The following is a 24,062-nucleotide window of genomic DNA, read 5'->3' as shown; positions in this document are numbered from 1 at the left end:
TCATGGCAGTCCACCCGCAGGGCGAGCCCCTGCTCGCCTTGCAGGGGCTGGTGAAGCGCTATGCCACGGGCGACCTGGCGCTGGACCACGTGGACCTGGCCGTGCCGCGCGGCCAGGTGCTTGCCTTGATCGGGCCGTCCGGCGCGGGCAAGAGCACGCTGATACGCTGCGTCAATCGTCTGGTCGAGCCATCGGGCGGCGACGTGCTGCTGCAAGGACGCAGCCTGCCCGGGCTGTCGGCAAGGGCGCTGCGGCAGGCGCGCCGCCAGCTCGGCATGATCTTCCAGGAATACGCGCTGGTCGAACGCCTGACCGTGATGGAGAACGTGCTGTCCGGCCGCCTCGGCTACACGAGCTTCTGGCGCAGCTGGACGCGCCGCTATCCCGAGGCGGACGTCAGGCAGGCCTTCTATCTGCTCGAGCGCGTGGGCCTGGCCGGCTTCGAGAACAAGCGCGCCGATGCCTTGTCGGGCGGCCAGCGCCAGCGCGTGGGCATTGCCCGCGCCCTGATGCAGGAGCCGCTGCTGTTGCTGGTGGACGAGCCCACCGCCAGCCTGGACCCGAAGACGTCCCGGCAGATCATGCGCCTGTTGTGCGAGATCTGCCGCGAACGCGGCTTGTCCGCGGTTATCAATATCCACGACGTGGCGCTGGCCACGCAGTTCGCCGATCGCATCGTCGGGCTGCGCAAGGGGCGGCTGGTCTACGATGGCGCGCCCGCCGGCCTGACGCCGGCCGTGCTGACCGAGATCTACGGGCAGGAAGACTGGAACGCGTCGGGCCATGCGGCCGCGGCCGATGAGGACGATGCGCCATCGCCCGAGGACGTCGTGGCGCGCGCGGCGACGGCGGCGGCATGAGCACCGTACGTTCGCCACAGGGCGGCGATGCGGCGGCACGGCAGGGCGCGCGCGCTTCCATGGCGCCGCTGCGCTGGCGCAGGCCGCCGTTCATCCGTTCGGCGCCGCTGCGTCTGGCCCTGTGGCTGCTGGTGGCGCTGTACCTGGCCGCCGCGCTGGGTTCCATCCAGGTCGACTGGAATCGCGTATCCGAAGGCCTGGTGCGCGGCTGGCGATTCGTGGCGGCCTTTGCGCAGCCCGACTTCACCAGCCGCTGGCGCGAGATCAGCGAGGGCCTGCTGGAAAGCCTGGCCATGACGGTCGTGTCCACGGCCATCGGCATCGTGCTCAGCGTGCCGCTGGGCCTGGGCGCGGCGCGCAACATCAGTCCGCTGCCCGTGTACGCGGTGTGTCGCGGCTTCATCGCCATCTCGCGCGCCTTTCCCGAACTGATCATCGCGATCCTGCTGGTGAAGATGTTCGGCTTCGGGCCGCTCGCGGGCATGCTCACCCTGGTGATCGCCTCGATGGGATTCCTGGGCAAGCTGCTGGCCGAAGAGATAGAGACCGCGGACCGCGGCCAGCTCGAGGCCATACGCGCCACGGGCGCCGCCTGGCCGCAGTGGATCGTCTACGCCGTGCAGCCGCAGGTCATGCCGCGCATGATAGGGCTGTCGCTGTATCGGCTGGACATCAACTTCCGCGAGGCCGCGATCATCGGCATCGTCGGCGCCGGCGGCATCGGGGCCACGCTGAACACGGCGTTCGACCGTTATGAATTCGAGACCGCGGCGGCCATCCTGCTGCTGATCATCGCCATCGTGATGCTGTGCGAGTACGCCTCGGGCCACGTGCGCCGGAGGTTCCTGTGAACCCCGCTGCATCGTCGAATGCCGGCGTGCCGGCGTGGCGGCGCCGCACGCCGGCCCAGCAGCGCTGGGCCTGGCTGGGCTGGATGATCGCGGCGCTGGTCTTTGCGGCGGGCTGGCAGCTGGTGTCCGAGAACACCATCTGGGCTTTCGCCGCCGATGCGCCGACCGCCGGCTGGGACATGATCTCGCGCATGTGGCCGCCGCGCTGGAGCTACGTCGACCGGCTGTGGGCTCCGCTTTGGGACACGTTGAACATCGCCACGCTGGGCACAGCCATCGGGGCGGTCATCGCCGTGCCCATCGCGTTCCTGGCGGCCCGCAACACCACGCCCAGCCGCATCGCGCTGCGCCCGCTGGCGCTGGCCATCATCGTGTCGTCGCGCTCGATCAACTCGCTGATCTGGGCCATGCTGCTGGTGACCGTGGTGGGGCCCGGCGTGCTGGCCGGCATCATTGCCATCGCGCTGCGCTCCATCGGCTTCATCGGCAAGCTGATGTACGAGGCGATCGAAGAGGTCGACGTGCGCCAGGTCGAGGCCGTCACCGCCACGGGCGCCAGCCGGCCACAGGTGCTGGCCTACGCCGTGGTGCCGCAGATATTGCCCGCGATGGTGGGCACCACGGTGTATCGCTGGGACATCAACATCCGCGAATCCACGGTGCTGGGCATCGTGGGGGCAGGGGGCATCGGCCTGCCCCTGGCCGCGTCGGTGGACAGGTTGGCGTGGCCGCAGGTCACGGTGATCTTCGCCGCCATCCTGGCCACGGTGTTCGTGGCCGAGTGGGTATCGCATCGGGTGCGGCAGGCGTTGATCTAGCGGGAGCAAGGCTGGCTACAATTTCCTATCCCGCCCCTCCGAACCGCGCCATGAACTTCACCGCACCCACCCCCGCCGGCGCCAAGCTCGTGCGCTGCACCCGCGAACGCCATGCCGGCGCCATTCTGGCGATTCTCAACGACGCCATCATCAACACCACAGCCCTGTACGACTACAAGCCGCGCACCATGCAGTCCATGGACACGTGGTTCCAGACCAAGGCGGCGGGCAGGTTTCCCGTGCTGGGTTACGAGAACGATGCCGGCGAGCTGATGGGCTTCGCCAGCTACGGCACGTTCCGCGCCTGGCCTGCATTCAAGTACTCGGTGGAGCACTCGGTCTACGTCGACGAGCGATTCCGCGGGCACGGCCTGGGCCTGGCCTTGATGCGCGCGCTGGTCGCCCAGGCGCGCGAGGACCAGGTGCACGTGCTGGTAGGCGGCATCGATGCGGCCAACCAGGGCAGCATCGCGCTGCATCGCAAGCTGGGCTTCGTGCACGCCGGCACCATCGCGCAGGCGGGCTTCAAGTTCGGCCGGTGGCTGGACCTGGCGTTCTATCAGCTGACGCTGGATACGCCGTATCAGCCGGTGGATGGTTGAATGCGTGAGCCTTGTGGCTGGGCGGCATGGCCAGGCGCAACCTTCGATTTCGTGCGCTTCGGATGCCTAGGCGCAGGGGACGTGCATCGTGCGCGTTCCCTGTCATGTCATCAGCTGACCTTGATGTCCGAATCCCGGATAACCTTGCCCCACTTGGCCAGCTCCGACTCCACGAATCGCGAATACGTGTCGGCAGGCATGCCGTCGTCGGCGACCATGGAAAGCCCGGCCAGCAGTTCGATGGTGTCCGGTTGGACCAGGAAGCGCTTGAGCGACGCATTCAGCTTCTGCACGACCGCGGGCGGCATGCCGCCGCTTCCGCTCAGGCCGTACCAGGCCGCGGCCTGCAGCTGGGGGTAGCCCTGTTCCGCGAAAGTGGCGGCGGTCGGCATTTTGGAGAAGCGCTCGCCGGCGGTCAGGCCGATGATCTTGATCGCGCCGGCACTGAACTGCGCGGTGTGGGACGACATGTTGTCGCATACCGCGGTCAGGTTGCCCGCCAGCAGATCCGCCTGCGCCGGGGCCGAGCCGCGATAAGAGACATGCTCGACGGGGATGCCCAGCGTGTTGCCGATGAGGTTGCCGGTCAGGTGGCCCAGGCTGCCGATGCCGCCCGAGCCGTAGAACAGCGGCTTGCCGGTGGATTTGCTGTAGGCGACCAGTTCGGCCGCATTGTCGAAGGGCGCGTCCGCACGAACCATGAGCGCCATGGGACCTTTGCAGATCAGCCCGATGTGGCTGAAGTCCTCCATGGCGCGGTAGCCCAGTTCGGCCTGGGGATATAGCGAAGGCGCGACGCCGTGCGCCGCGGAACTGGTGGCGATCAGCGTATAGCCGTCGCCGCGGGCCTTGGCCACGTGCTGCGTGCCGATGCGCCCGCCCGCGCCGCTGCGGTTCTCCACCACGAAGGGCACACCCAGCTCCGCCGCCATGTGCGTGGCGATGCGCCGCGCGATCATGTCGAGCGAGCCGCCGGGCGCGAACGCCACGACGATGCTGACCGGCCTGCTGGGATACGTCTCGGCGCGGGCCAGCATGGGCGCGGCGAGCATGGCGCCGCTGGCGGCGAGGAAATGCCGACGGGAAAGTGAAGTCATGGTTCTGCGTCCTTCAACGGCGTGGGTTGAGCGCCGTGGGACGTCCGCGGCCTCGTGGCGATGACCGCGTCGGCACGTTCCAGGACCGCGCGGCATCGTTGTTGCCGCAACTTTGCCGCACGCTGTGCAGGGCCGGAATTCGACATTTCCGAGGCATCTGTTTGGAAAAGCCTCGTGCGAGAAGGTGGTGCGTTTCGCGAACCAAAGTGAGGCACGACGAAGGGCGTGCCGGGTTCGGAGTGGTGCATGCACTGCGAGTCAGCGCCGCGTGCACCCGCGTGGGGTGGGGGCCGTGCAACGGCGCCGCGGACCGCAACGCCGGAATCGCCGGCGCTGCGGCGGCCGATTCCGCGACGGCTACTTGGACAGCAGCCGCATCGCCTGTTCCAGCCCCGCCACCGTCACCGGAAACATCCGGTCCTGCATGATGTCGCGCAGCAGCGCGATGGACTGCCGGTACGGCCACGATGCCGTCGGCTCGGGGTTCAGCCACACTGCCTTGGGCCAGGCATCCAGCAGGCGGCGCATCCAGGTCGCGCCGGCTTCCTTGTTGTGATGCTCGACCGAACCGCCCGGCTGCAGGATCTCGTACGGGCTCATGGTGGCGTCGCCCACCAGGATCAGCCGCCAGTCGGCGTTGTACTTGCGCAGGATGTCCCAGGTATCGAACCGCTCGGCATGGCGCCGCCGGTTGCTTTGCCACAGGTTCTCGTAGGGGCAGTTGTGGAAGTAGTACACCTCGAGATTGTGGAACTCGCTGCGCGCGGCGGAGAACAGCTCTTCGATGCGCGCGATGTGGTCGTCCATGCTGCCGCCCACGTCCAGCAGCATCAGTACCTTCACGTTGTTGCGGCGCTCGGGCACCAGGCGCAGGTCGAGATGGCCGGCGTTGCGGGCGGTGCTGGCGATGGTGTCGTCCAGGTCCAGTTCGAGCTCGGCGCCGTCGCGCGCGAAGCGCCGCAGGCGGCGCAGCGCCACCTTGAAATTGCGCGTGCCCAGTTCGACCTGATCGTCGTAGTCGCGAAACTGCCGCATGTCCCACACCTTGACCGCGGTGCGGTTGCCGGCGGACTCGCCGCCCACGCGTATGCCTTCGGGGTGGTAGCCGCCGTTGCCGAACGGCGAGGTGCCGCCGGTGCCGATCCACTTGTTGCCGCCGGCGTGGCGTTCCTTCTGTTCGTCCAGGCGTTGCTTGAACAGCTCCATCAGCTTGTCCCAGCCATGCTTCTCGATGGCGGCCTTTTCTTCGGGAGTGAGGCTTTTCTCGAACTGCTTGATCAGCCAGTCGATGGGAACTTCTTTACCGGCCGGCAGAGAAGCCTCGATGCCGCGATAGTAGGCGCCGAAGGCGCGGTCGTAGCGGTCGTACAGCGACTCGTCCTTCACCAGCGCCGTGCGCGCGAGAAAGTAGAAGTCGTCCAGCGTCGGCGACATCACGTTGCCGCGCAGCGCCTCGACCAGCGTCAGGTATTCCTGCACGGACACCGGCAGCTTGTGGGCCCGCAGGTGGTAGAAGAAGTCGATAAGCATGGCGAGGCGAGAACGAGCTTAACGGCGCTGGCCGCCGCGGGTCATGGCGGCCAGGCGTTCCAGCAGCTGCATGTCCTGCTCGTTCTTCAGCAGGGCGCCCGCCATCATGGGCACGGCCGTGGCGGCGTGGGCGTCGATCTGCGCGGCGGTGGCGTCTTCGGCCAGCAGCAGGCGCAGCCAGTCGAGCAGTTCGGAGGTGGAAGGTTTCTTCTTCAGGCCGGGTGCGTCGCGCAACGCGAAGAACGTGTCCAGCGCCGCCCGCAGCACGTCCTGCTTCAGGTCGGGGAAGTGCACGCCGACGATGTCGCGCATGGTCTCGCGGTCGGGGAAGCGGATGTAGTGGAAGAAGCAGCGGCGCAGGAAGGCGTCGGGCAGGTCCTTCTCGTTGTTGGACGTGATGATGACCAGCGGGCGATGGCGCGCCGCGATGGTCTGGCGCGTCTCGTAGACATGGAACTCCATGCGGTCGAGCTCGCGCAGCAGGTCGTTGGGGAATTCGATGTCGGCCTTGTCGATCTCGTCGATCAGCACCACCACCGGATGTTCGGCCTCGAAGGCCTGCCACAGCGTGCCCTGCACGATGTAGTTGCGGATGTCGCGCACCTTCTCGTCGCCCAGCTGCGAGTCGCGCAGGCGCGAGACCGCGTCGTACTCGTACAGGCCCTGATGCGCCTTGGTGGTGGACTTGATGTGCCATTGCAGCAGCGGCCGGCCCAGCGCGCGAGCCACTTCCTCGGCCAGCATGGTCTTGCCGGTGCCTGGCTCGCCCTTGATGAGCAAGGGGCGCTGCAGGGTCAGGGCGGCGTTCACGGCCAGCTTGAGATCGTCGGTGGCGACGTAGCGGTCGGTGCCTTCGAAACGAGTGGATTTCTGGAGTTCGGGATGAGCGGACATGAGCAGGGAAGTCGTTGTGCGGGCGCCCCGGCGGGGAGTGTGGCTACAGTATGGGCCCGGCTCAATTATCGTACAATCCCAGGGTTTGCCGGCCGGGCCAGTCCCGGCATGCATCCCAGCTTCAGTCATCATTCATACCAAGAGAAGAGACAGCAGACCATGAAGTTGAGAATCCCCCCGATGCGTGCGTTTTCCGCGCTGGCCCTCGCCGCTTCCTGTGCCATCGCCGGCCAGGTGCATGCCCAGGCGGCTGGCGCGGCACCTGCCGGCAACGCGCCTGTCGGCAACGTCCAGAATGCGCGCGACAAGGTGTCGATGTGCATCGGGTGCCACGGCATCCCCGGCTACAAAGCCTCGTTCCCCGAGATCTACCACGTGCCGATGATCGCCGGCCAGAACGCCAAGTACATCGAGGCGGCGCTCAACGAATACAAGAAGGGTGCGCGCAGCCATCCCACGATGGACGCGATCGCAGGCAGCCTGTCCGACCAGGACATCGCCGACCTGGCGGCCTACTACGCCAACCTCAAGTAAACGGGGCAACACATGAAACGCGCTATCTCTGCCCTCGCGGGCGTACTCGTGGCCATGTCCGCCCTGCCGTCGCAGGCGCAGGACATCTCCGCCGGCAAGGCGGTGTTCGACAAGATGAACTGTGCGTCGTGCCACGGCGCCGATGCCAAGACCTCGGTGCAGCCGGAATACCCCGTCCTGGCGGGCCAGCACGCCGACTACTTGGCGCACGCGCTGCGCGCCTACAAGCGCGGCGGCGCCAACAGCCCCGCCACCGCCAACGTACGCAAGAACCCCATCATGGGCGCGTTCGCCGCCCAGTTGTCCGACCAGGACATCGCCAACGTGGCCGCCTGGCTGGCCGCGCAGCCCAGCGACCTGGGCGTGCGCCGCTAAGTACCACGTCACACCGCCACATTTCGTCGGTCCCGCTCGTTCGCCAGAACGGGCGGGCGTGACGCTCGTGCCGCGCCAATCGAGCGCCTGATCTCCATTTTCTCGACATCCCCGGGCATGGCGCTTGCTGCGCCGATCGCACGTCGTCCCCGGGGATCGTCATGAAAATAGAAAACGCCAGCCTGTTCCTCGTGTCGCAAGACACCCGCACGCGTTGCGGCTGCTGCCATCACGCCGAGACCGCAGCATGGCGTGGTTGATGTCCCTGCACATCGCGACATTGACGATCTGGAGCGCCTCTCTGCTGTACATGCCCGTGATGTTCAGCGTGGATCACGAGATGAGCACCGCGACGTCGAAACGTCTGCGCGTCATGAGCCGATTCGCTTTCATCGCCGTGGCGTCGCCCGCGGCGGTGCTGGCCATCATCAGCGGCAGCGGGCTGGCGTACCTGACGCAGGCGTCCGGCAGCTGGCTGGCGGCCAAGCTCGCCGTGGTGGCGCTGATGGCGGGCTTCCACGTGTACTGCGGCCGCATGTTGGCGATGCTGGGCCACGAGGGATCGCACAAGCGCGAGCGCAGCGCGGCCACGGCATGGCTGATCGTCGTGCCCCTGATACTGATCCCGACGGTGCTGTGGCTGGTGTTGGCCAAGCCAGCGCTCTTGTCGGGCCTGGAGGGAGCGCCATGGTGAGAGAGCGTCCGAAGTCCCGGGCCGCTTACTCGTCGTGGATGCCGACCTGGTCCTCGAATACAAGTTTGCCGCCCAGCCAGCCGGCCGCGCCGACCAGTGCCACGCCCAGCGCGGACAGGTACAGCCCCATGGGAAAGACGGCGGCTTGCGCGTCCGGCAGTCGCGTGAACCAGTTGATGAAGGACACCGACAGCAGCATGACCGCCATGACGAAATGGCTCCACGCGGCGGCGCGATGGCGGATGCCTTCGACCGCCAGCAACTCCACCGTACCCGTGATGCCCGCCAGCGTTCCCATCAGCGTGCCCGCGCCCAGCAGCCACAGAGCAGCCCGCGCCCAGAACTCGTCGGCCAGCCACAGGTACGCCAGGTCGGCTGGCAACGCGCCCACGATGAAGGCGATAGGGAAGGTGACCAGCGCGGGATGCAGCGGGTGGCGGCTTACCGCGACCACGGTGGTGGTGCCTTCGGGCAGCGCCTTGGCCAGTTTTTTCATGGGTTCTTCTCGTCTGCGGAGGGGATGGCCAGCAGGGCAGCAAGTGGCATGCCGCGCTGCCGCCGCGGCGTGCGCATGCGTGCTGCTGGCGGGTTGCCAGGGCCGGCTGTCCACGCTGGACCCGGCGGGGCCCGATGCCCGCGCCGTCGCCCTCGTGTGGGACATCATGGCGTGGTCGTCGCTGGCGATTCTGGCGGTGATGGTGATGCTTGCCACGCTGGCCTGCCTGCGCCGGCCGAGCGGCGGCGAACAGCCCCCCGCGCGGCTGTTCCTGATAGGCGGGGGGCTGGCGTTTCCCGGCGTGGTGCTGGCCGCGCTGCTGGCCTATGGGTTGAAGGAAGGCGACCTGCGCGCGCCGCTCGCGAGGCCCGGTGTCTACCGCGTCGAGGTGATCGCGCATCAATGGTGGTGGGAGGTCAAGCATCTCGATGCGCCGGACGGCGCGCGCTATGCCGTGAACCAGATCCACGTGCCGGCGGGCGCGCCGGTGCACGTCAGCGTCACCGCGGTCGACGTCATCCATGGGTTCTGGATTCCGCGCCTGGGCGGCAAGATCGATGCGATACCCGGCCGCGTCAATACCATACGCATCCAGGCGGACCGGCCCGGCGTCTATGACGGCGTATGCGCCGAGTTCTGCGGCGTGCAGCACGCGTCGATGTTCCTGCAGCTGAGCGCGCATGACGAAGCCGACCTGCCTTCGGCCCTGCAAGCCTTGTCCACGACCCGGGTGACGCCATGAGGCGCCAGATGTCTCCCATCGCCCGCCACAAGGCCCTGCTGGCGGATTGGGGCTCGCCGCCGGGCTGGCGCGGCCTGTCGGCCGTGAACCACTCCACCCTGGGCCGGCGTTTCATCATTGGGGCGCTTTTCTTCTTCCTGGTCGGCGGCGTGCTGGCGATGCTGGTGCGCGCGCAGCTGGCCACGCCCGGCGGCGGTTTCCTGGATAGCGACACCTACAACCAGATCTTCACCATGCATGGCACGGTGATGATGTTCCTGTTCGCCATTCCCATGCTGGAGGGGTTCGCGTTCTACCTGCTGCCCAAGATGCTGGGGGCGCGCGACATGGCATATCCGCGCCTGGGCGCGTACGGCTGGTGGTGTTATCTGTTCGGCGGCACGATGCTCATCGCCGGAATGGCGCTGGGCGTGGCGCCCGACAGCGGCTGGTTCATGTACACGCCGCTGTCCAGTTCCACGTACCGGCCGGGCATCAACAGCGACATCTGGCTGATCGGCATCACATTCGTCGAGATATCCGCGGTGTGCGGGGCGATCGAGCTGATCACGACCATCCTGAAGTTTCGCGCGCCGGGCATGTCGCTGAACCGCATGCCGCTGTTCGCCTGGTACATGCTGGTGACGGCGGGCATGATTCTGGTGGGTTTCCCGCCGCTGATCCTGGGCAGCATCCTGCTCGAGCTGGAGCGCGCCTTCGGCCTGCCGTTCTTCGAGGTGGCCAAGGGTGGCGATCCGCTGCTGTGGCAGCACCTGTTCTGGATCTTCGGCCATCCCGAGGTCTACATCATCTTTCTGCCGGCCGCGGGGATGGTGTCGACCATGGTGCCCACCTTCGCACGGCGTCCGCTGGTGGGCTACACCTGGGTGGTCGCGGCCATCGTGGCGATGGGCTTTCTCAGCTTCGGCCTGTGGGTGCATCACATGTTCGCCGTGGGCATTCCGCAACTGGCGGTGGCCTTCTTCTCGGCGGCCAGCATGCTGGTGGCCATACCCACCGCGGTGCAGTTCTTCGCGTGGCTGGCCACGCTGTGGTCCGGCGAGGTGCGGTTCCGCCTGCCGATGCTGTATCTGGGCGGCTTCCTGGTCATCTTCGTGCTGGGCGGTTTGACGGGCGTGATGCTGGCGCTCGTGCCGTTCAATTGGCAGGCGCACGACACGCACTTCGTGGTGGCGCACCTGCACTACGTGCTGGTGGGCGGGATGATCTTTCCCATCCTGGCCGCCACCTGTTATTGGCTGCCGCACTTCACGGGGCGGTTGCCTTCGGAGCATGCCGGGCGCTGCGCGTTCTGGCTCATCTTCGTGGGCTTCAACCTGACGTTCCTGCCGATGCACCTGACGGGGCTGTTGGGCATGCCGCGCCGTATTTACACCTATCCCGGCGAGCTGGGCTGGGACGTGCCGAATCTGCTGTCGTCGGTGGGCGGGTTTATGCAGGCGACCGGGTTCGCGGTCTTCCTGATCGACATGCTGCTGCATGCGCGCATCGGTCCGGTGGCGCCGCGCAACCACTGGAAAGCCGGCACGCTGGAATGGGCAATGCCCACGCCCGCGCCGGCCTACAACATCGGTTCCATTCCCGGCGTGCAGGGCCGCGAGCCGCTTTGGGACAATCCGGACCTGGGCGCCGAACTGGCCGGCGGCCGGCATTGGCTGGCCGCGCCGGCGCCGGGGCGGCGGCAGACGCTGTCGGTCGACGTGATGAGCGGACGGCCCGAGGCCGTGGCCGAACTGCCCGGCCCCACGTGGCTGCCGCTGCATGCGGGCCTGGCCACGGGACTGTTCTTCCTGTGCCTCCTGTTCAAGGCCTACGCGCTGGCGATGGTGGGGGCGCTCATCACGCTGGCGGTGTTCCTCGTGTGGGCATGGCGCGGCGGCGAGCGCCGCGATCCGCCCGAGGTCGAGGCCTCGCCCGGCGTGTTCCTGCCGGTGCACGTGCTGGCGCCGGGCGCGCCCGGCTGGTGGGGAACGTGCTGCGCGATAATCGCGGATGCCGCGTTGTATGCCTCGCTGCTGTTCGGCATTTTCTTCCTGGGCACGATGGCGCCGCAGTGGCCGCCACCGGCCTGGCTGGATCTGTCCGCGTGGGCGGCTCTTGCGTTGAGCGTACCGGCGATGGTCGCCGCGGTATCGGCATACGCGGCTTGCTCCGCCAATCGGCGCGGGCGTGGCCAAGCGAGGGAGGCATGGATGGTGGGCAGCGGCGTGTCGGGCGTGTGCGCCGCGGCCGCGTTTTTCTGGATGGCGTCTTTGTTGCCTGACGCGGACAGCCATGCCTATGCGGCCGCGGCGACTGTGCTGGCGTACTACGTCGCCGTCCATTGCGGCATCGGCGTGGTGATGGCGCTGTTCGTGGCGGTGCGCGGCCGCGCGGGCTATGTCGGCGCGAACCGCGAACTGGAGCCCGCGGTGGTGCGGCTGTGGCAGACGTATGCCGCGGGCGTGGCCGTCACGGCCGCGGTGGTGCTGTATGGGATGCCGGGGTGGATGTCATGAGCGCACAGGAGCGCTTCGAGCGCGGCGGGCCCTCGGCGCCGAGCCTGTGGCGCGCCGTGGCGGGGTGGTCGCTGTGGGCGGTGTGCCTGTCGGTGCTGTACGCGGGCCATGCGCTGGGATGCCGCATGGCTGCCGGCGGGACCATCCTGTCGTACTTTCCGGCGCCGCCGATGTCGGGCGGCGTGTCGTGGGGCCTTGCCGTGGTGTGGGCTGTCGGCATCGTCGCGCACGCCGTGCTGGCCGCGCGCAGCTGGCGCCGCATGCGCATCGTGAGGTCGGCCGGGCAGCGCGCTGCGGGTAATGCCGGCGCCTTGGCGATGCTGGCATGGGCGATGGATGCCAGCGCGATGGTCGCTACCGTGGTGATCGGATTGCCGGTGATCGCGGTGCCGGCCTGCGCGGCGTAGCCGGCCGGGCGACGCCCCTCAACGCTCCGCGCGCTGCCGGATCAGCTCGATATACGCGTCGCTGTCCAGCGGGGTGCCCAGGCGCTGGGCCTCCCACACGACCTGTCCCAGGCAGTCCATGATCTCGTGGGCGGCGTGGTGCGCGTCGCTGCGCGCCACCAGCTTTTGATAGGCGGCGCGGATGCCGCGCGGGTGATCGATGGACAGCTGTTCGGCGATGGCCAGATGCATGGACAGGTGCAGGAAGGGATTGGTGCGGCCTTTCTCGACCGGGTACTCCGCTTCCATCGCGCCGGGGCTTTCCAGGTCGGCGTGGTACTCGGGATGCTCGATCATCCAGTCCAGCGCCATGGACTCGAGCGGGGTCAGCACCTGGTTGGCGCGGTGCTTGCGCCAGGACTCGACGAAGAATTCGCGAACCTGCTCGCGGGAAGGATTGAACATCGGCAGGGCCGTATTGCGGTTGCGGAAAACCTTGATTTTACGCCTCGCTTCTGTGTGGGCCGCCCACAGGGCGAGATAGAATTGACGGATTCCGCCGTGGAGCACCCATGTCATACCAACACGTCAAGGTTCCCGCAGAGGGCGGGAAGATCGCAGTCAATGCCGATTCGTCGCTGACCGTTCCCGACCAGGTCGTCATTCCCTACATCGAGGGCGATGGCACGGGCGCCGACATCGCCCCCGTGATGCGGCACGTCGTCGACGCGGCCGTGCAGAAGGCCTATGGCGACCGCCGCCGCATCCACTGGATGGAGGTCTACGCGGGCGAGAAGGCCACGAAGCTCTACGGGCCTGACGTGTGGCTGCCCGAAGAAACCCTGCAGGTAGTGAAGGACTACGTGGTGTCCATCAAGGGGCCGCTGGCCGTGCCCACCAGCGGCGGCATCCGGTCGCTGAACGTGGCGCTGCGCCAGCAGCTAGACCTGTACGCCTGCGTGCGGCCGGTGCGCTACTTCCGCGGCGTGCCCTCGCCCGTGCGGCAGCCCGAGAAGACCGACATGGTCATCTTCCGCGAGAATTCCGAAGACCTGTACGCCGGCATCGAGTACAAGGCCGAGTCCGAGCAGGCCGCCGAGCTCATCGCCTTCCTGCAGGGCAAGCTGGGCGTGAAGAAGATCCGCTTTCCCGAGACCTCGGCCATCGGCATCAAGCCGGTGTCGCGCCAGGGCTCGCAGCGGCTGGTGCGCAAGGCCATCCAGTACGCCATCGACCACGACCGCGCCTCCGTCACGCTGGTGCACAAGGGGAACCTGATGCAGTTCACCGAAGGCGGCTTTCGCGACTGGGGCTACGCCGTGGCGCGCGAGGAATTCGGCGCGCAGGTCATCGACGGAGGGCCGTGGTGCCGGGTGAAGAATCCGCGCACGGGCCGCGACATCGTCATCAAGGACGTCTACGCCGATGCGTTCATGCAGCGCAGCCTGCTGCGCCCGGCCGAGTTCGACGTGATCGCCACGCTGAACCAGAACGGCGACTACATTTCCGATGCCGTGTCGGCCCAGGTGGGCGGCGTGGGCATCGCCCCCGGAGCGAACGTGTCGGATTCGGTGGCCATGTTCGAGGCCACGCACGGCACCGCCCACAAGTACGCGGGCAAGGACTACGTCAACCCGGGCTCCGAGATTCTGTCGGCCGAGATGATGCTGCGGCACATGGGATGGATCGAGGCCGCGGACCTCATCATCTCCGGCATGGAGAAGACCATCCAGTCCAAGACCGTCACGTACGACTTCGCGCGCCTGCTCGAGGGCGCCAACCAGGTGTCGTGCTCGGGCTTCGGGCGGGCAATGGTGGAAAACATGTGATGTCATCCCGCTGACATCGGCAGCACGGTAGAAAGGAAGCCGCACCTTCGGGCCGGCCCCGACTTCCGGGCTTTTCGGGCGGCTTCGTTCACCCGCCGCCGCCTCCCCCGAACCTGGTGTCTGCGGGGCGGATTTTTAATGCCATAATAGAGGTCTTATATAAGACCTGAATTCCGGGCTGCGCCATCCGGCGGGAAGGGCGGCCGCATTTCTTGATCATCAAGGTAAGCGAAGAACATGTCCACTCCATCGAAGATCATCTATACCCTGACCGACGAGGCGCCCGCGCTGGCGACCTACTCGCTGCTGCCCATCGTCGAAGCCTTCGCCCGTTCGTCGGGCATCGGCGTCGAGACCCGCGACATCTCGCTGTCGGGACGCATCATCGCCGCCTTTCCCGACTTCCTGAACGACGAGCAGAAGATCCCCGACGCGCTGGCCGAGCTGGGCCAGCTCGCCACCCGGCCCGAAGCCAACATCATCAAGCTGCCCAACATCAGCGCCTCGATCCCGCAGCTGAAGGCCGCCATCAAGGAACTGCAGAAGCAGGGCTACATGGTGCCCGACTACTTCGACGAGCCCGAGACCGAGTCGGGCAAGAGCGTCAAGGCCCGCTACGACAAGATCAAGGGCAGCGCCGTGAACCCCGTGCTGCGCGAAGGCAACTCCGACCGGCGCGCGCCGCTGTCGGTCAAGAGCTATGCCCGCAAGCACCCGCACAAGATGGGCGCCTGGTCGGCCGACTCGAAGTCGCACGTGGCCCACATGTCGGGCGGCGATTTCTACGGCAGCGAGAAGTCGGCCCTGATCGCCCAGGCCGGCAACGTCAAGATCGAATTCACCGCTGCCGACGGCACCAAGCAGGTACTGAAGGAAAAGACCGCGGTCAAGGCCGGCGAGATCATCGACGCCGCCGTGATGAGCAAGAAGGCGCTGCGCAGCTTCCTCGAGGCCCAGATCGCCGACGCCAAGGCCCAGAACGTGCTGTTCTCGGTGCACCTGAAGGCCACGATGATGAAGGTCTCCGACCCGATCATCTTCGGCCAGGTGGTCTCGGCGTTCTATGCCGACGTGCTGGCCAAGCACGCCGACACCCTGAAGCAGATCGGCTTCGATCCCAACAACGGCATCGGCGACCTGTACGCCCGCCTGGGCGACCTGCCGGCCGAGAAGCGCGCCGAGATCGAGGCCGACATCCAGGCCGAATACGCCAAGCGTCCGCAGCTGGCCATGGTGAATTCCGACAAGGGCATCACCAACCTGCACGTGCCCAGCGACGTCATCGTCGACGCCTCCATGCCCGCGATGATCCGAGACTCCGGCCGCATGTGGGACGCCGAGGGCAAGCTGCAGGACGCCAAGGCCGTCATTCCCGATCGCAGCTACGCCGGCGTCTACCAGGCCGTCATCGACGACTGCAAGAAGAACGGCGCGTTCGATCCGGTCACGATGGGCAGCGTGCCCAACGTCGGCCTGATGGCGCAGGCGGCCGAAGAATACGGTTCGCACGACAAGACCTTCCAGATCGCCGGCGACGGCGTGGTGCGAGTGCTGGACGAGTCGGGCGCCGTGCTGCTGGAACAGCAAGTCGAGGCCGGCGACCTGTGGCGCATGTGCCAGACCAAGGACGCCCCGGTGCAGGATTGGGTGAAGCTGGCCGTCAACCGCGCCCGCCTGTCCAACACGCCGGCCGTGTTCTGGCTGGACAAGAACCGCGCTCACGACGCGCAGCTCATCGCCAAGGTCGAGCGCTACCTGAAGGACCACGACACCAACGGCCTGGACCTGCGCATCCTGAGCCCGGTCGAGGCCACCAAGTTCTCGCTGGAACGCATCCGTGCCGGCAAGGACACCATCTCGGTCACCGGCAACGTGCTGCGCGATTACCTGACCGACCTGTTCCCCATCATGGAACTGGGTACCAGCGCCAAGATGCTGTCGATCGTGCCGCTGATGGCCGGCGGCGGCCTGTTCGAAACGGGCGCCGGCGGTTCCGCGCCGAAGCACGTGCAGCAGTTCGTGGAAGAAGGCTTCCTGCGCTGGGATTCGCTGGGCGAATTTTTGGCCCTGGCCGCCTCGCTGGAGCACCTGGGCAACGTCAGCGGCAACGCCCGCGCCAAGACCCTGGCCAAGACGCTGGACGAAGCCACCGGCAAGTTCCTGGACGAGAACAAGTCGCCCGACCGCAAGGTCGGCGGCCTGGACAACCGCGGCAGCCACTTCTACCTGGCCCTGTACTGGGCCCAGGCGCTGGCCGCGCAGACCGAGGACAAGGAACTGCAATCCCAGTTCTCGGGCCTGGCCAAGACCCTGACCGACAACGAAGCCAAGATCGTCGCCGAACTGGGCGCGCAACAGGGCAAGCCGGTCGACATCGGCGGCTACTACCGTCCCGACACCGCCCTGGTCAACAAGGCCATGCGGCCCAGCGAAACGCTGAACGCCGCGCTGGCTGCGCTGGGCTGATAGCGGCCATTCTCCGGGCAGGCTGCATGCCTGCCCAGTGAATGAACCATCCAGAACCCCGACAGGGCGACCTGTCGGGGTTTTGCTTTTCCCGCTCCCTTCAGCGCTGATGCGCGGAGTTTGAGTCCTTGACCCGCCGCGTACTCACCTGCGAAGTCTCGTACTCGCGCTGCGGGCGCAGCTTGTCGCGCTCCGTGCGAGACTTCTCCGGCAAGTACGCGGCTAGTCAGCACGCATACCGCCAATCAGAATCCATTGGTTGCGGCCGAGGCATCGAGACGTCTTGAGCCTGGTCCATGGCGGAGGGTTCGCGCCCGCAGCGCGGAGCGCGAGGACGAGAATCCGCAGTCATGGACCAGGCGCTCAAGAACCCCGATCCCGCGCACCAAAGGACTCTCTTTCCCATAAGCTCGCCATCAACGACCAGCCATGGACCACCCCAGCGGTACGGTAAAGACGTCCGTCACGCCGCCTGCAACTGCCTGACGCCGGCCCGACGCCGATACACCACACCCCATGCCAGCCCCAGCACCGCGGCCGCCAGCGACCCCAGCAGTACGCCCAGCTTGGCCGCACCCAGCAGCGCCTGGTCGTCGAACGCCAGCATCGCGATGAAGATCGACATCGTGAAGCCGATGCCCGCCAACAGGCCGACCAGCCAGATGCCGCCCCACGAGACGCCGGGCGGCAAACTGCACCAGCCCAGCCTGACGGCCAGCCAGCTCATGCCCACCACGCCCAGGGGCTTGCCCACCAGCAGCGCCAGCGCGACGCCGCCCATGATCCATTGCGGATCGGGGGCGGACAGGTCGACGCCCTGCAGGCTTACCCCGGCATTGGCCAGGGCGAACAGAGGCATGATGCCGTAGGCCACCCACGGGTGCAGGGCCATCTGGACGCGTGTCACCGGCGGCAGCACCTCGCGGTGGGCGAGCCGCAACTGCTTCAGCGGCGACGCCAGCCGATGCGCGTCGAGTACGCCTTCGTCGTTGCGCAGCGAGTCCATCGTCCGCGCCATCACGTCCAGCGGCCGGTCGCGGCTGGGCCGCGGCATGACAGGCGTCATCATTCCTAGGGCCACGCCGGCCAGCGTGGGGTGCGCGCCCGTCATCAGCAGCCCGGTCCACAGGACCGCGCCGGGAAGTAGGTAGGCGTAGGCCGAGCCTATGCCCAGGCGCTGCAGAGCGATCACCATCAGGATGCCCAGGCCGGCGACGAGGAAGCCGTGATACTCGAGTCCGCCCGAGTAGAACAGCGCGATGATGAGGACCGCCGCGATGTCGTCGATGATGGCCAGCGCCAGCAGGAAGATCCGCACGTTGGAGGGGATGGATCGTCCCAGCAGCGCCAGTACGCCGACGGCGAAGGCGATGTCGGTGGCGGTGGGAACCGCCCATCCCTGGACCCGTGCGGGATCGCCGTTCATGCCGACATAGATCAGGGCAGGGATGGCGATGCCGCCCAGCGCCGCCATGATAGGCAGGCCCGCCTGTTTCAGGCTGCGCAGCGCTCCTTCATGCATCTCGCGGCGGATCTCCATGCCGACGACCAGGAAGAAGAAGGTCATCAGCGCATCGTTGATCCAGAAGTGCAGGGATTGCGAGAACGCCAGGCTGCCCACTCCGATGGTGATCGGCAGATGCCAGAGGGCGTGATAGCTAGGAGCGAAGGGCGAATTGGCCCAGAGCAAGGCGGCCAGGGCGGCAGCCACCAGGACGATGCCGCTGGCGGCCTCGATGTGCAGGAAGCGCTCGAGGGCGGCGAAGGCGCGTTCGGCCAGAACCTGCGTGCGCGGCAGCCCGTGCTGCGGGGAGGGGTGTTGCATGGTCGCGGAGACTCCGCGTGGCGGCCCGACCGACGCATGAACCTGCCGTACCGCGGAATGCAGCCGACACCCGGGTTCCGATTGTACATGGACGCGCGGCGCCTCTCTTGCCGGTCAAGCCGCCTGCGACTCGGCTCGCATATCCTCGATCTGCATCATCACGCGTTCCAGCCTGGCCGTCAGTCCGGCGCTGGCGGGCATCATGGGCTGGCGCAATTCATCCGCGACCAGGCCCTGCATCGACAGGGCGCGCTTGATCGGACCCGGGTTAGGTTCGGCGTACAGCAGCCGGATCAGCTTGCGCAGCGGGGCGAACAGCGCCTCGGCGCGGTCCATGTGGCCCGCGCGCGCCGCGCGCATCATGGCCACGAAGCGTTCGGGATACAGGTGGGCGGCGGCCGGGATGGCGCCCGTGCCGCCGGATGAAAAGTGCTCCATCAGCATGGTGTCGTCGCCGCACAGCGCCCGCACCTGTCCGCGCTGATTCAGCGCCATCAGCAGCACGGGGTTGCATTCCTTCACGCCCGCGTACTGCGGATCGCGCGCCAGCGTTTCGATGGTGTCGACCGTCATGGCGACACCGGTGCGTTCGGGAATGTTGTACAGGATGACGGGACGTTCGGTGGTCCAGGCGATCTGGTGATAATGCCAGACGATGCCGGCCTGGCTGGGGCGCAAATAGCAGGGCGGAGGAATCAGGTAGCCCGCCGGCGCCAGTCGATCGAGTCGGCGCACCAGCGCGGCCACGCTGCGCGTATCGATGCCGGTCGCGCCCACGACCACGGGCAACGCATGATCATCGCTGCGCACGGCCTCGATCATGTCGCACTTCTCGCCGACACCCAGCAGACTGCCTTCGCCCGTCGAGCCGAACAGCACCAGGCCGGCGATGCCGGCTTCCCGATAGCGGCGGGCCAGGGCCTGCGCGGCATACAGGTCGATGCGCCCCTGCCGCATGGGCGTGATCATGGGCAGCCACAGGCCTTCGAGCGACGCGGCGCAACTCGTCTGGGCAGTTGAATGTGCGGCGCTCATCGGAACACCGCCGTCATGGCATGGATGGCGCCGAACTCGGCTTGCGGCAGCTCGCACATCACGACGTGCATGGCTGCGTCGATGTGGTGGCGCGTGCCGCGCAACATCATGGTGGTCGGGCCGCCGGCGGCGTCCGTGCCGATGATGCGCACCTCGGCGGGCATGGCAGCCGCGCGGCGCAGCGCCACGTGCAGGGTCAACACCTGGTGCGGCGGAATGCGCACGGTCATCGAGATCGAGTCGTCCAGCGGCATGCCGGGGGGCATGGAGGCGCGGGGCTGCATGTGGGGCTGGCGTTGCGGATGAGGCATGGCGTGGGTGGCGCGGGGTCTGCGTGCTGCGGCAAACTGCCGTTGGCCGGTGGTTGCTGACGAGTCCACTATAGGCAGCACGCCATAAAGCTCGCGAAAAAATCGACCGCCCCGCCGTAAAAATGTCGTCTACGCCGCGCCAGCTCAGAACGTCCTGGTCAGCGTCAGCACGCCCGTGGCGCGTCCCATGTCGCGGCCCTTGGCATTGGTGTAGACGCGCCGGTCGGCATTGGTGTCGACGTATGCCGCGCTGATGCTGAACCCCTCACCCAGGTCCTTGGTGAGGCCGAGCTTCCAGTCCCAGTACGAGCCGTCGTCGACGTTGCGCACGTACTGGTAGCCCAGGTGCGCGTTCAACGTCAGGCCCCAGACGCCGGTATCGAAGTTGCCCGCCAGGTCGAAGTACTGGCTGCCGTCGCTGCGCGCGAAGCCGAACAGGTTCGTGACGGCGTACGAGTACTTGAAGAACAGCGGCCCCCAGCCCATGCCGGCATACAGCTCGGTGGTGTCGGGGCTGGTGTAGCCGGACGGATAGTCGCCCGGGTAGTAGTACTGCAGGACGCCCAGGTCGAAGGGCACGCCGTCGGCCAGCCTGCCCTTGTAGCCGCCGTAGAAGTCCATCTCGATGGGGGCGGAAACCTCGCGATTGCCGTCGGAGAGCCAACTGATGTTCGAATTCCAGTTGCCCAGGTAGAAACCGCTGCGGTGCGCGTAATCGAATCCGCCCGACAACGAGGGCTTGTTGTTGGTCTGCATCAGTCCGCGATAGCGGTACTGCGTGGCCAGCGACACATTCGCGCTGACCGCATGGGCGGCGGACTCTTGCGCGGCCGGCTGCTGCGCGAGCGCCGGCGCGGCGAGCGCGGCGCCCAGCGTTACCAGCAGCGTTGCGGCGGCCAGCTGCGCGTATGGCGAGGATAAGGGAAGGGCTTGCTGCATGACGGTTCTCCTGTGTCGGCGCCGGAAGAGGCGCCGGCCGAACAGTAGAGACAAACGCATAAGCCCCGCGTAAAGACTTGCCGGCGCAGCATAAGCGCCGCGTAAAAATGGAAACGGCGCCCGCTGGGGCGCCGTCGCAATGGCAAGCGTATTGCCGGCGTCAGGCTACATCTTCACCACGTCCGTGCCCGCGGGCGGCGTGAACTGGAACTCGGAGGCCGGCAGCGAGGGGTTGGGCCGGATGTTGGACAGCGTGACGCGCGTGGTCTGGCCGAAGGCGTCCAGCAGCTCGATGCGCGCGGGCTGGTTGTCCTTCATGCCGATGTCCACCTGCGAGAAGCCCGCGTCGCCGCCGCGCGGCTTGGCGCGCAGCCATTCCAGGCCGTCGCGCGCCGGCAGGGGCGAGACGTCGAAGGCCTGCTCGAGGTCGCCCGACCCGAACAGGATGGCGGCGGGCGAGGTGCCGATGGCCTGGTCGACCTGCCGCACGGTGACCTGGGCCAGGTCGGGGTCGTACTGGAACACCTGCTTGCCGTCGGAGACGATGCGCTGCTCGTAGGGTTTTTGCACCATCCAATTGAACTTGCCGGGCCGCTGGAACGCGAAATTGCCGCTTTGCGTCTTCTGCGCCTGGCCGCCCTGCGCGCCCGACGTGGCCTGCGTGAACGAGCCGGTGGCGCCCTGCACGTTCGCCACGAAAGCCTTCAGCTGCTCTTGCGCGCCGGCGGCCAGCGCCATCAGGGGGCACAGGCCCAGCACTACCATGGCGGCCAATCGTTGCATCGTCTTCTTCGTCATGACTGAACTGCCTCCTGTGGCTGCGCGGTTGCCTTCCCGAGGGAGGATACCCCCTTGGGGCACCCCACCGGGCTCATGCTTCCTCGCCCTCGCGCGCCGGCACCAGGATCTCCCGGTTGCCGTTGGACTGCATGGCCGACACCATGCCGGACTGCTCCATCTGTTCCAGCAGGCGCGCCGCGCGGTTGTAGCCGATGCGCAGGTGGCGCTGCACCAGCGAGATCGAGGCGCGGCGGTGCTTCAGCACCACTTCGCAGGCCTGGTCGTACATGGGGTCGGATTCCGCATCGCCGCCGATGCCGGTGACGCTGCTGGCGCCTTCGCCGCCGTCGCCCTCGGCGCCGCCCTCGAGCAGGCCTTCGATGTAGTTGGGCTCGCCCTGCGCCTTAAGCGATTCGACCACGCGGTGCACCTCGTCGTCATGCACGAAGGCCCCGTGCACGCGTACCGGCAGGCCCGTTCCCGGCGGCATGTACAGCATGTCGCCTTGGCCCAGCAGGGTTTCGGCGCCCATCTGGTCGAGAATGGTGCGCGAGTCGATCTTGGACGAGACCTGGAACGCGATGCGCGTGGGGATGTTGGCCTTGATCAGGCCCGTGATGACGTCGACGCTGGGCCGCTGCGTGGCCAGGATCAGGTGGATGCCGGCGGCGCGCGCTTTCTGGGCCAGGCGGGCGATGAGCTCTTCGATCTTCTTGCCCACCACCATCATCAGGTCGGCCAGCTCGTCGATGACCACGACGATCATGGGCATCTCGGCCAGCGGCTCGGGCTGGTCGGGCGTGAGCGAGAAGGGGTTGGGGATGGGCTCTTCGCGCTTGATGGCGTCGCGGATCTTGGCGTTGTAGCCGGCCAGGTTGCGCACGCCCATCTTGCTCATCAGGCGATAGCGCTTTTCCATCTCGCCCACGCACCAGTTCAGCGCGTTGGCGGCCTGCCGCATGTCGGTGACCACCGGGGCCAGCAGGTGCGGGATGCCTTCGTAGACGCTCATTTCGAGCATCTTGGGGTCGATGAGGATGAGCCGGGTGTGCGCGGCGTCGGCCTTGTACAGCAGCGACAGGATCATCGCGTTGATGCCCACCGACTTGCCCGAGCCGGTCGTGCCGGCCACCAGCAGGTGCGGCATCTTGGCCAGGTCGGCCACCACCGGGTTGCCCGCGATGTCCTTGCCCAGCGCCATGGTCAGCACCGACTGGCTGGCGTGATAGGTCTGCGAGCCCAGGATTTCGGACAGCTTCACCATCTGGCGCCGCGGATTGGGCAGTTCGAGGCCCATCAGGTTCTTGCCGGGAATGGTTTCCACCACCCGGATGCTGACCAGGCTGAGGGCGCGGGCCAGGTCCTTGGCCAGGTTGACGATCTGGCTGCCCTTGACCCCGGTGGCGGGTTCGATCTCGTAGCGCGTGATGACGGGGCCGGCCTGGGCCGACACCACCACCACGGATACGCCGAAGTCGGCCAGCTTCTTCTCGATGAGGCGCGAGGTGAATTCGATGGTCTCGGCCGAGACGGTTTCCTGGTTGCCCTGCGGCGGATCCAGCAGGCCCAGAGCGGGCAGGTCGGTCTCGCCGGCCGGGGGCGCGAACAGCGACTGCTGCTTTTCTTTCTCGGCGCGGTCGGAGCGGGGCACCACTGTGATGGCGGGCTCGATGCGCACCGGCTGCTCGTGCACCAGTTTCTCTTGCTTGGCCACGACCTGCTCGGTGCGCACGGCCTGGGCGACCTCGCCCACGCGGCGGTCTTCGCGAGCGGTGTAGGACTCGCGCACTCGGCGCAGCGCACCCTCGATGCTGGAACCGATGCGCTCGGCCAGGTGCAGCCACGAAAAGGAAAAGAACAGGCTGAGGCCGATGGCGACCAGCACCAGCAGGACCAGCGTGCCGCCGGTGAATCCCACGCCGCGCGACAGCCAGCCGGCGAGCATCTGGCCGATGACGCCGCCCGCGCCGCTTTGTCCGTCGGTGCCGCCGGGCAGGTGCATGCCCCAGCTGTACAGGCGCAGGGCCTCGACGCCCAGCGAGCCTACCAGCAACAGCGCGAAGCCCACGCCTTCTTCCCAGTGCACGCGAGGCAGAGGGTCGTCCTTGCCTGGACCGCGCAGCTGGGTGGCCAGGCGCCGGTAGCCCGCACGCACCCGGTGCAGCAGCAGAATGACCCACCACCACGCCGAATAACCGAACAGATAAAGCAGGATGTCGCCCAGATAGGCGCCCAGGGTGCCGCCGCCGTTGCGGATGGAGCCCGATGCGACCGAATGCGACCAACCGGGGTCGGATGGGTGCCAGGTGGCCAACACCAGGGTCAGCCAGGCGGCTAGCGCGGCGAACAGGATCCAGCGGGCCTCGCGCAGCAGGGCGGAAATGCGCGTCTGCAGGGGGGAGGGGCCGTTGCGGGTGTTGCGCGAAGCGCGCGGAGAGGCAGTGGAAATACGCGGCATGGCCCTCATTATAATGAGGCGTCCATTCAAAGATACCCGCAT

At 67.3% G+C, this 24,062-nt stretch carries 23 protein-coding genes; 12 read left to right on the top strand and 11 right to left on the bottom strand.

Going from position 1 to position 24,062, the window contains the following annotated elements; all coding sequences use genetic code 11:
- The first annotated feature begins 2 nt into the window (after positions 1 to 2).
- The 4 genes from phnC to CAL15_RS17975 are packed head-to-tail and all read left to right on the top strand — an operon-like array spanning position 3 to position 3,131.
- On the top strand, positions 3 to 860 hold the full coding sequence (gene phnC, locus CAL15_RS17990; protein WP_198299083.1) for a phosphonate ABC transporter ATP-binding protein: 858 nt from the start codon (positions 3 to 5) through the stop codon (positions 858 to 860).
- Positions 857 to 1,711 (top strand): phosphonate ABC transporter, permease protein PhnE, encoded by an 855-nt coding sequence (gene phnE / locus CAL15_RS17985; RefSeq protein ID WP_232468021.1) that lies wholly within the window; start codon positions 857 to 859, stop codon positions 1,709 to 1,711. The genes phnC and phnE (CAL15_RS17985) overlap by 4 nt, the downstream gene beginning before the upstream one ends.
- On the top strand, positions 1,708 to 2,529 hold the full coding sequence (phnE, locus tag CAL15_RS17980; protein ID WP_232468019.1) for a phosphonate ABC transporter, permease protein PhnE: 822 nt from the start codon (positions 1,708 to 1,710) through the stop codon (positions 2,527 to 2,529). The genes phnE (CAL15_RS17985) and phnE (CAL15_RS17980) overlap by 4 nt, the downstream gene beginning before the upstream one ends.
- Positions 2,530 to 2,579: 50 nt before the next feature.
- Positions 2,580 to 3,131, top strand: a complete 552-nt coding sequence (locus tag CAL15_RS17975) for a GNAT family N-acetyltransferase (RefSeq protein WP_086079844.1) — start codon at positions 2,580 to 2,582, stop codon at positions 3,129 to 3,131.
- A gap of 110 nt (positions 3,132 to 3,241) precedes the next feature.
- Here CAL15_RS17975 and CAL15_RS17970 read toward each other — a convergent pair whose 3' ends face one another.
- The 3 genes from CAL15_RS17970 to CAL15_RS17960 form a co-directional block, all read right to left on the bottom strand.
- Positions 3,242 to 4,228 (bottom strand): Bug family tripartite tricarboxylate transporter substrate binding protein, encoded by a 987-nt coding sequence (locus tag CAL15_RS17970; RefSeq protein ID WP_157666687.1) that lies wholly within the window; start codon positions 4,226 to 4,228, stop codon positions 3,242 to 3,244.
- Positions 4,229 to 4,585: 357 nt separating this feature from the next.
- Positions 4,586 to 5,758, bottom strand: coding sequence for a vWA domain-containing protein (locus CAL15_RS17965; RefSeq protein ID WP_086079842.1), 1,173 nt, complete (start codon positions 5,756 to 5,758; stop codon positions 4,586 to 4,588).
- A gap of 18 nt (positions 5,759 to 5,776) precedes the next feature.
- The gene (locus tag CAL15_RS17960) at positions 5,777 to 6,652 is read right to left on the bottom strand and encodes an AAA family ATPase (protein WP_086079841.1); all 876 of its coding nucleotides are present in this window, start codon (positions 6,650 to 6,652) and stop codon (positions 5,777 to 5,779) included.
- 159 nt (positions 6,653 to 6,811) lie between these two features.
- Between CAL15_RS17960 and CAL15_RS17955 the strand changes: the two genes are divergently transcribed.
- From CAL15_RS17955 to CAL15_RS17945, 3 genes are all read left to right on the top strand, one after another.
- Positions 6,812 to 7,186: a c-type cytochrome gene (locus CAL15_RS17955; protein ID WP_086079840.1), complete on the top strand. Its 375-nt coding sequence runs from the start codon at positions 6,812 to 6,814 to the stop codon at positions 7,184 to 7,186.
- A gap of 12 nt (positions 7,187 to 7,198) precedes the next feature.
- Positions 7,199 to 7,561: a c-type cytochrome gene (locus tag CAL15_RS17950; protein ID WP_086079839.1), complete on the top strand. Its 363-nt coding sequence runs from the start codon at positions 7,199 to 7,201 to the stop codon at positions 7,559 to 7,561.
- A gap of 259 nt (positions 7,562 to 7,820) precedes the next feature.
- Positions 7,821 to 8,255, top strand: coding sequence for a CopD family protein (locus tag CAL15_RS17945; protein WP_157666686.1), 435 nt, complete (start codon positions 7,821 to 7,823; stop codon positions 8,253 to 8,255).
- A gap of 25 nt (positions 8,256 to 8,280) precedes the next feature.
- On the opposite strand, the gene CAL15_RS17940 is transcribed toward CAL15_RS17945, so the two are convergent.
- Positions 8,281 to 8,751, bottom strand: coding sequence for a DUF2231 domain-containing protein (locus tag CAL15_RS17940; RefSeq protein WP_086079837.1), 471 nt, complete (start codon positions 8,749 to 8,751; stop codon positions 8,281 to 8,283).
- Between the two features lie 43 nt (positions 8,752 to 8,794).
- Here CAL15_RS17940 and CAL15_RS17935 point away from each other — a divergent pair, with 43 nt between their 5' ends.
- The 3 genes from CAL15_RS17935 to CAL15_RS17925 are packed head-to-tail and all read left to right on the top strand — an operon-like array spanning position 8,795 to position 12,398.
- Positions 8,795 to 9,493 carry a cytochrome c oxidase subunit II gene (locus tag CAL15_RS17935; protein WP_198299082.1) on the top strand — a complete coding sequence of 233 codons (699 nt, stop codon included), beginning with the start codon at positions 8,795 to 8,797 and terminating at the stop codon, positions 9,491 to 9,493.
- A gap of 8 nt (positions 9,494 to 9,501) precedes the next feature.
- Positions 9,502 to 11,991: a cytochrome c oxidase subunit I gene (gene ctaD, locus CAL15_RS17930; RefSeq protein ID WP_086079835.1), complete on the top strand. Its 2,490-nt coding sequence runs from the start codon at positions 9,502 to 9,504 to the stop codon at positions 11,989 to 11,991.
- Positions 11,988 to 12,398: a hypothetical protein gene (locus CAL15_RS17925; protein ID WP_086079834.1), complete on the top strand. Its 411-nt coding sequence runs from the start codon at positions 11,988 to 11,990 to the stop codon at positions 12,396 to 12,398. Before ctaD ends, CAL15_RS17925 begins: the two co-directional genes overlap by 4 nt.
- Positions 12,399 to 12,416: 18 nt before the next feature.
- Here CAL15_RS17925 and CAL15_RS17920 read toward each other — a convergent pair whose 3' ends face one another.
- Positions 12,417 to 12,842, bottom strand: a complete 426-nt coding sequence (locus CAL15_RS17920) for a DUF1841 family protein (RefSeq protein ID WP_086079833.1) — start codon at positions 12,840 to 12,842, stop codon at positions 12,417 to 12,419.
- A 107-nt stretch (positions 12,843 to 12,949) separates the two neighbouring features.
- Here CAL15_RS17920 and icd point away from each other — a divergent pair, with 107 nt between their 5' ends.
- Both icd and CAL15_RS17910 read left to right on the top strand, forming a co-directional pair.
- Positions 12,950 to 14,206, top strand: coding sequence for an NADP-dependent isocitrate dehydrogenase (gene icd, locus CAL15_RS17915; RefSeq protein WP_086079832.1), 1,257 nt, complete (start codon positions 12,950 to 12,952; stop codon positions 14,204 to 14,206).
- Between the two features lie 237 nt (positions 14,207 to 14,443).
- Positions 14,444 to 16,672, top strand: a complete 2,229-nt coding sequence (locus CAL15_RS17910) for an NADP-dependent isocitrate dehydrogenase (RefSeq protein ID WP_086079831.1) — start codon at positions 14,444 to 14,446, stop codon at positions 16,670 to 16,672.
- Positions 16,673 to 17,135: 463 nt separating this feature from the next.
- On the opposite strand, the gene nhaA is transcribed toward CAL15_RS17910, so the two are convergent.
- The 6 genes from nhaA to CAL15_RS17880 all read right to left on the bottom strand — a co-directional run bounded on the left by nhaA (position 17,136) and on the right by CAL15_RS17880 (position 24,020).
- The gene (gene nhaA, locus CAL15_RS17905; RefSeq protein ID WP_086079830.1) at positions 17,136 to 18,497 is read right to left on the bottom strand and encodes a Na+/H+ antiporter NhaA; all 1,362 of its coding nucleotides are present in this window, start codon (positions 18,495 to 18,497) and stop codon (positions 17,136 to 17,138) included.
- A gap of 114 nt (positions 18,498 to 18,611) precedes the next feature.
- The gene (locus tag CAL15_RS17900; protein ID WP_086079829.1) at positions 18,612 to 19,532 is read right to left on the bottom strand and encodes a 4-hydroxy-tetrahydrodipicolinate synthase family protein; all 921 of its coding nucleotides are present in this window, start codon (positions 19,530 to 19,532) and stop codon (positions 18,612 to 18,614) included.
- Entirely contained in the window at positions 19,529 to 19,816 is a 288-nt protein-coding gene (locus CAL15_RS17895; protein ID WP_086079828.1) for a hypothetical protein, read from the bottom strand. The genes CAL15_RS17900 and CAL15_RS17895 overlap by 4 nt, the downstream gene beginning before the upstream one ends.
- A gap of 171 nt (positions 19,817 to 19,987) precedes the next feature.
- Entirely contained in the window at positions 19,988 to 20,782 is a 795-nt protein-coding gene (locus tag CAL15_RS17890; RefSeq protein WP_086079827.1) for a TorF family putative porin, read from the bottom strand.
- A gap of 165 nt (positions 20,783 to 20,947) precedes the next feature.
- Complete coding sequence (gene lolA, locus CAL15_RS17885) at positions 20,948 to 21,580, bottom strand: outer membrane lipoprotein chaperone LolA (protein ID WP_086079826.1); 633 nt, start codon at positions 21,578 to 21,580, stop codon at positions 20,948 to 20,950.
- A 73-nt stretch (positions 21,581 to 21,653) separates the two neighbouring features.
- On the bottom strand, positions 21,654 to 24,020 hold the full coding sequence (locus CAL15_RS17880) for a DNA translocase FtsK (RefSeq protein WP_086079825.1): 2,367 nt from the start codon (positions 24,018 to 24,020) through the stop codon (positions 21,654 to 21,656).
- Positions 24,021 to 24,062 lie beyond the last annotated feature (42 nt).

Source organism: Bordetella genomosp. 13, assembly GCF_002119665.1.
Lineage (GTDB): Bacteria > Pseudomonadota > Gammaproteobacteria > Burkholderiales > Burkholderiaceae_B > Bordetella.
This window is presented reverse-complemented; position numbering and strand designations above follow the sequence as displayed.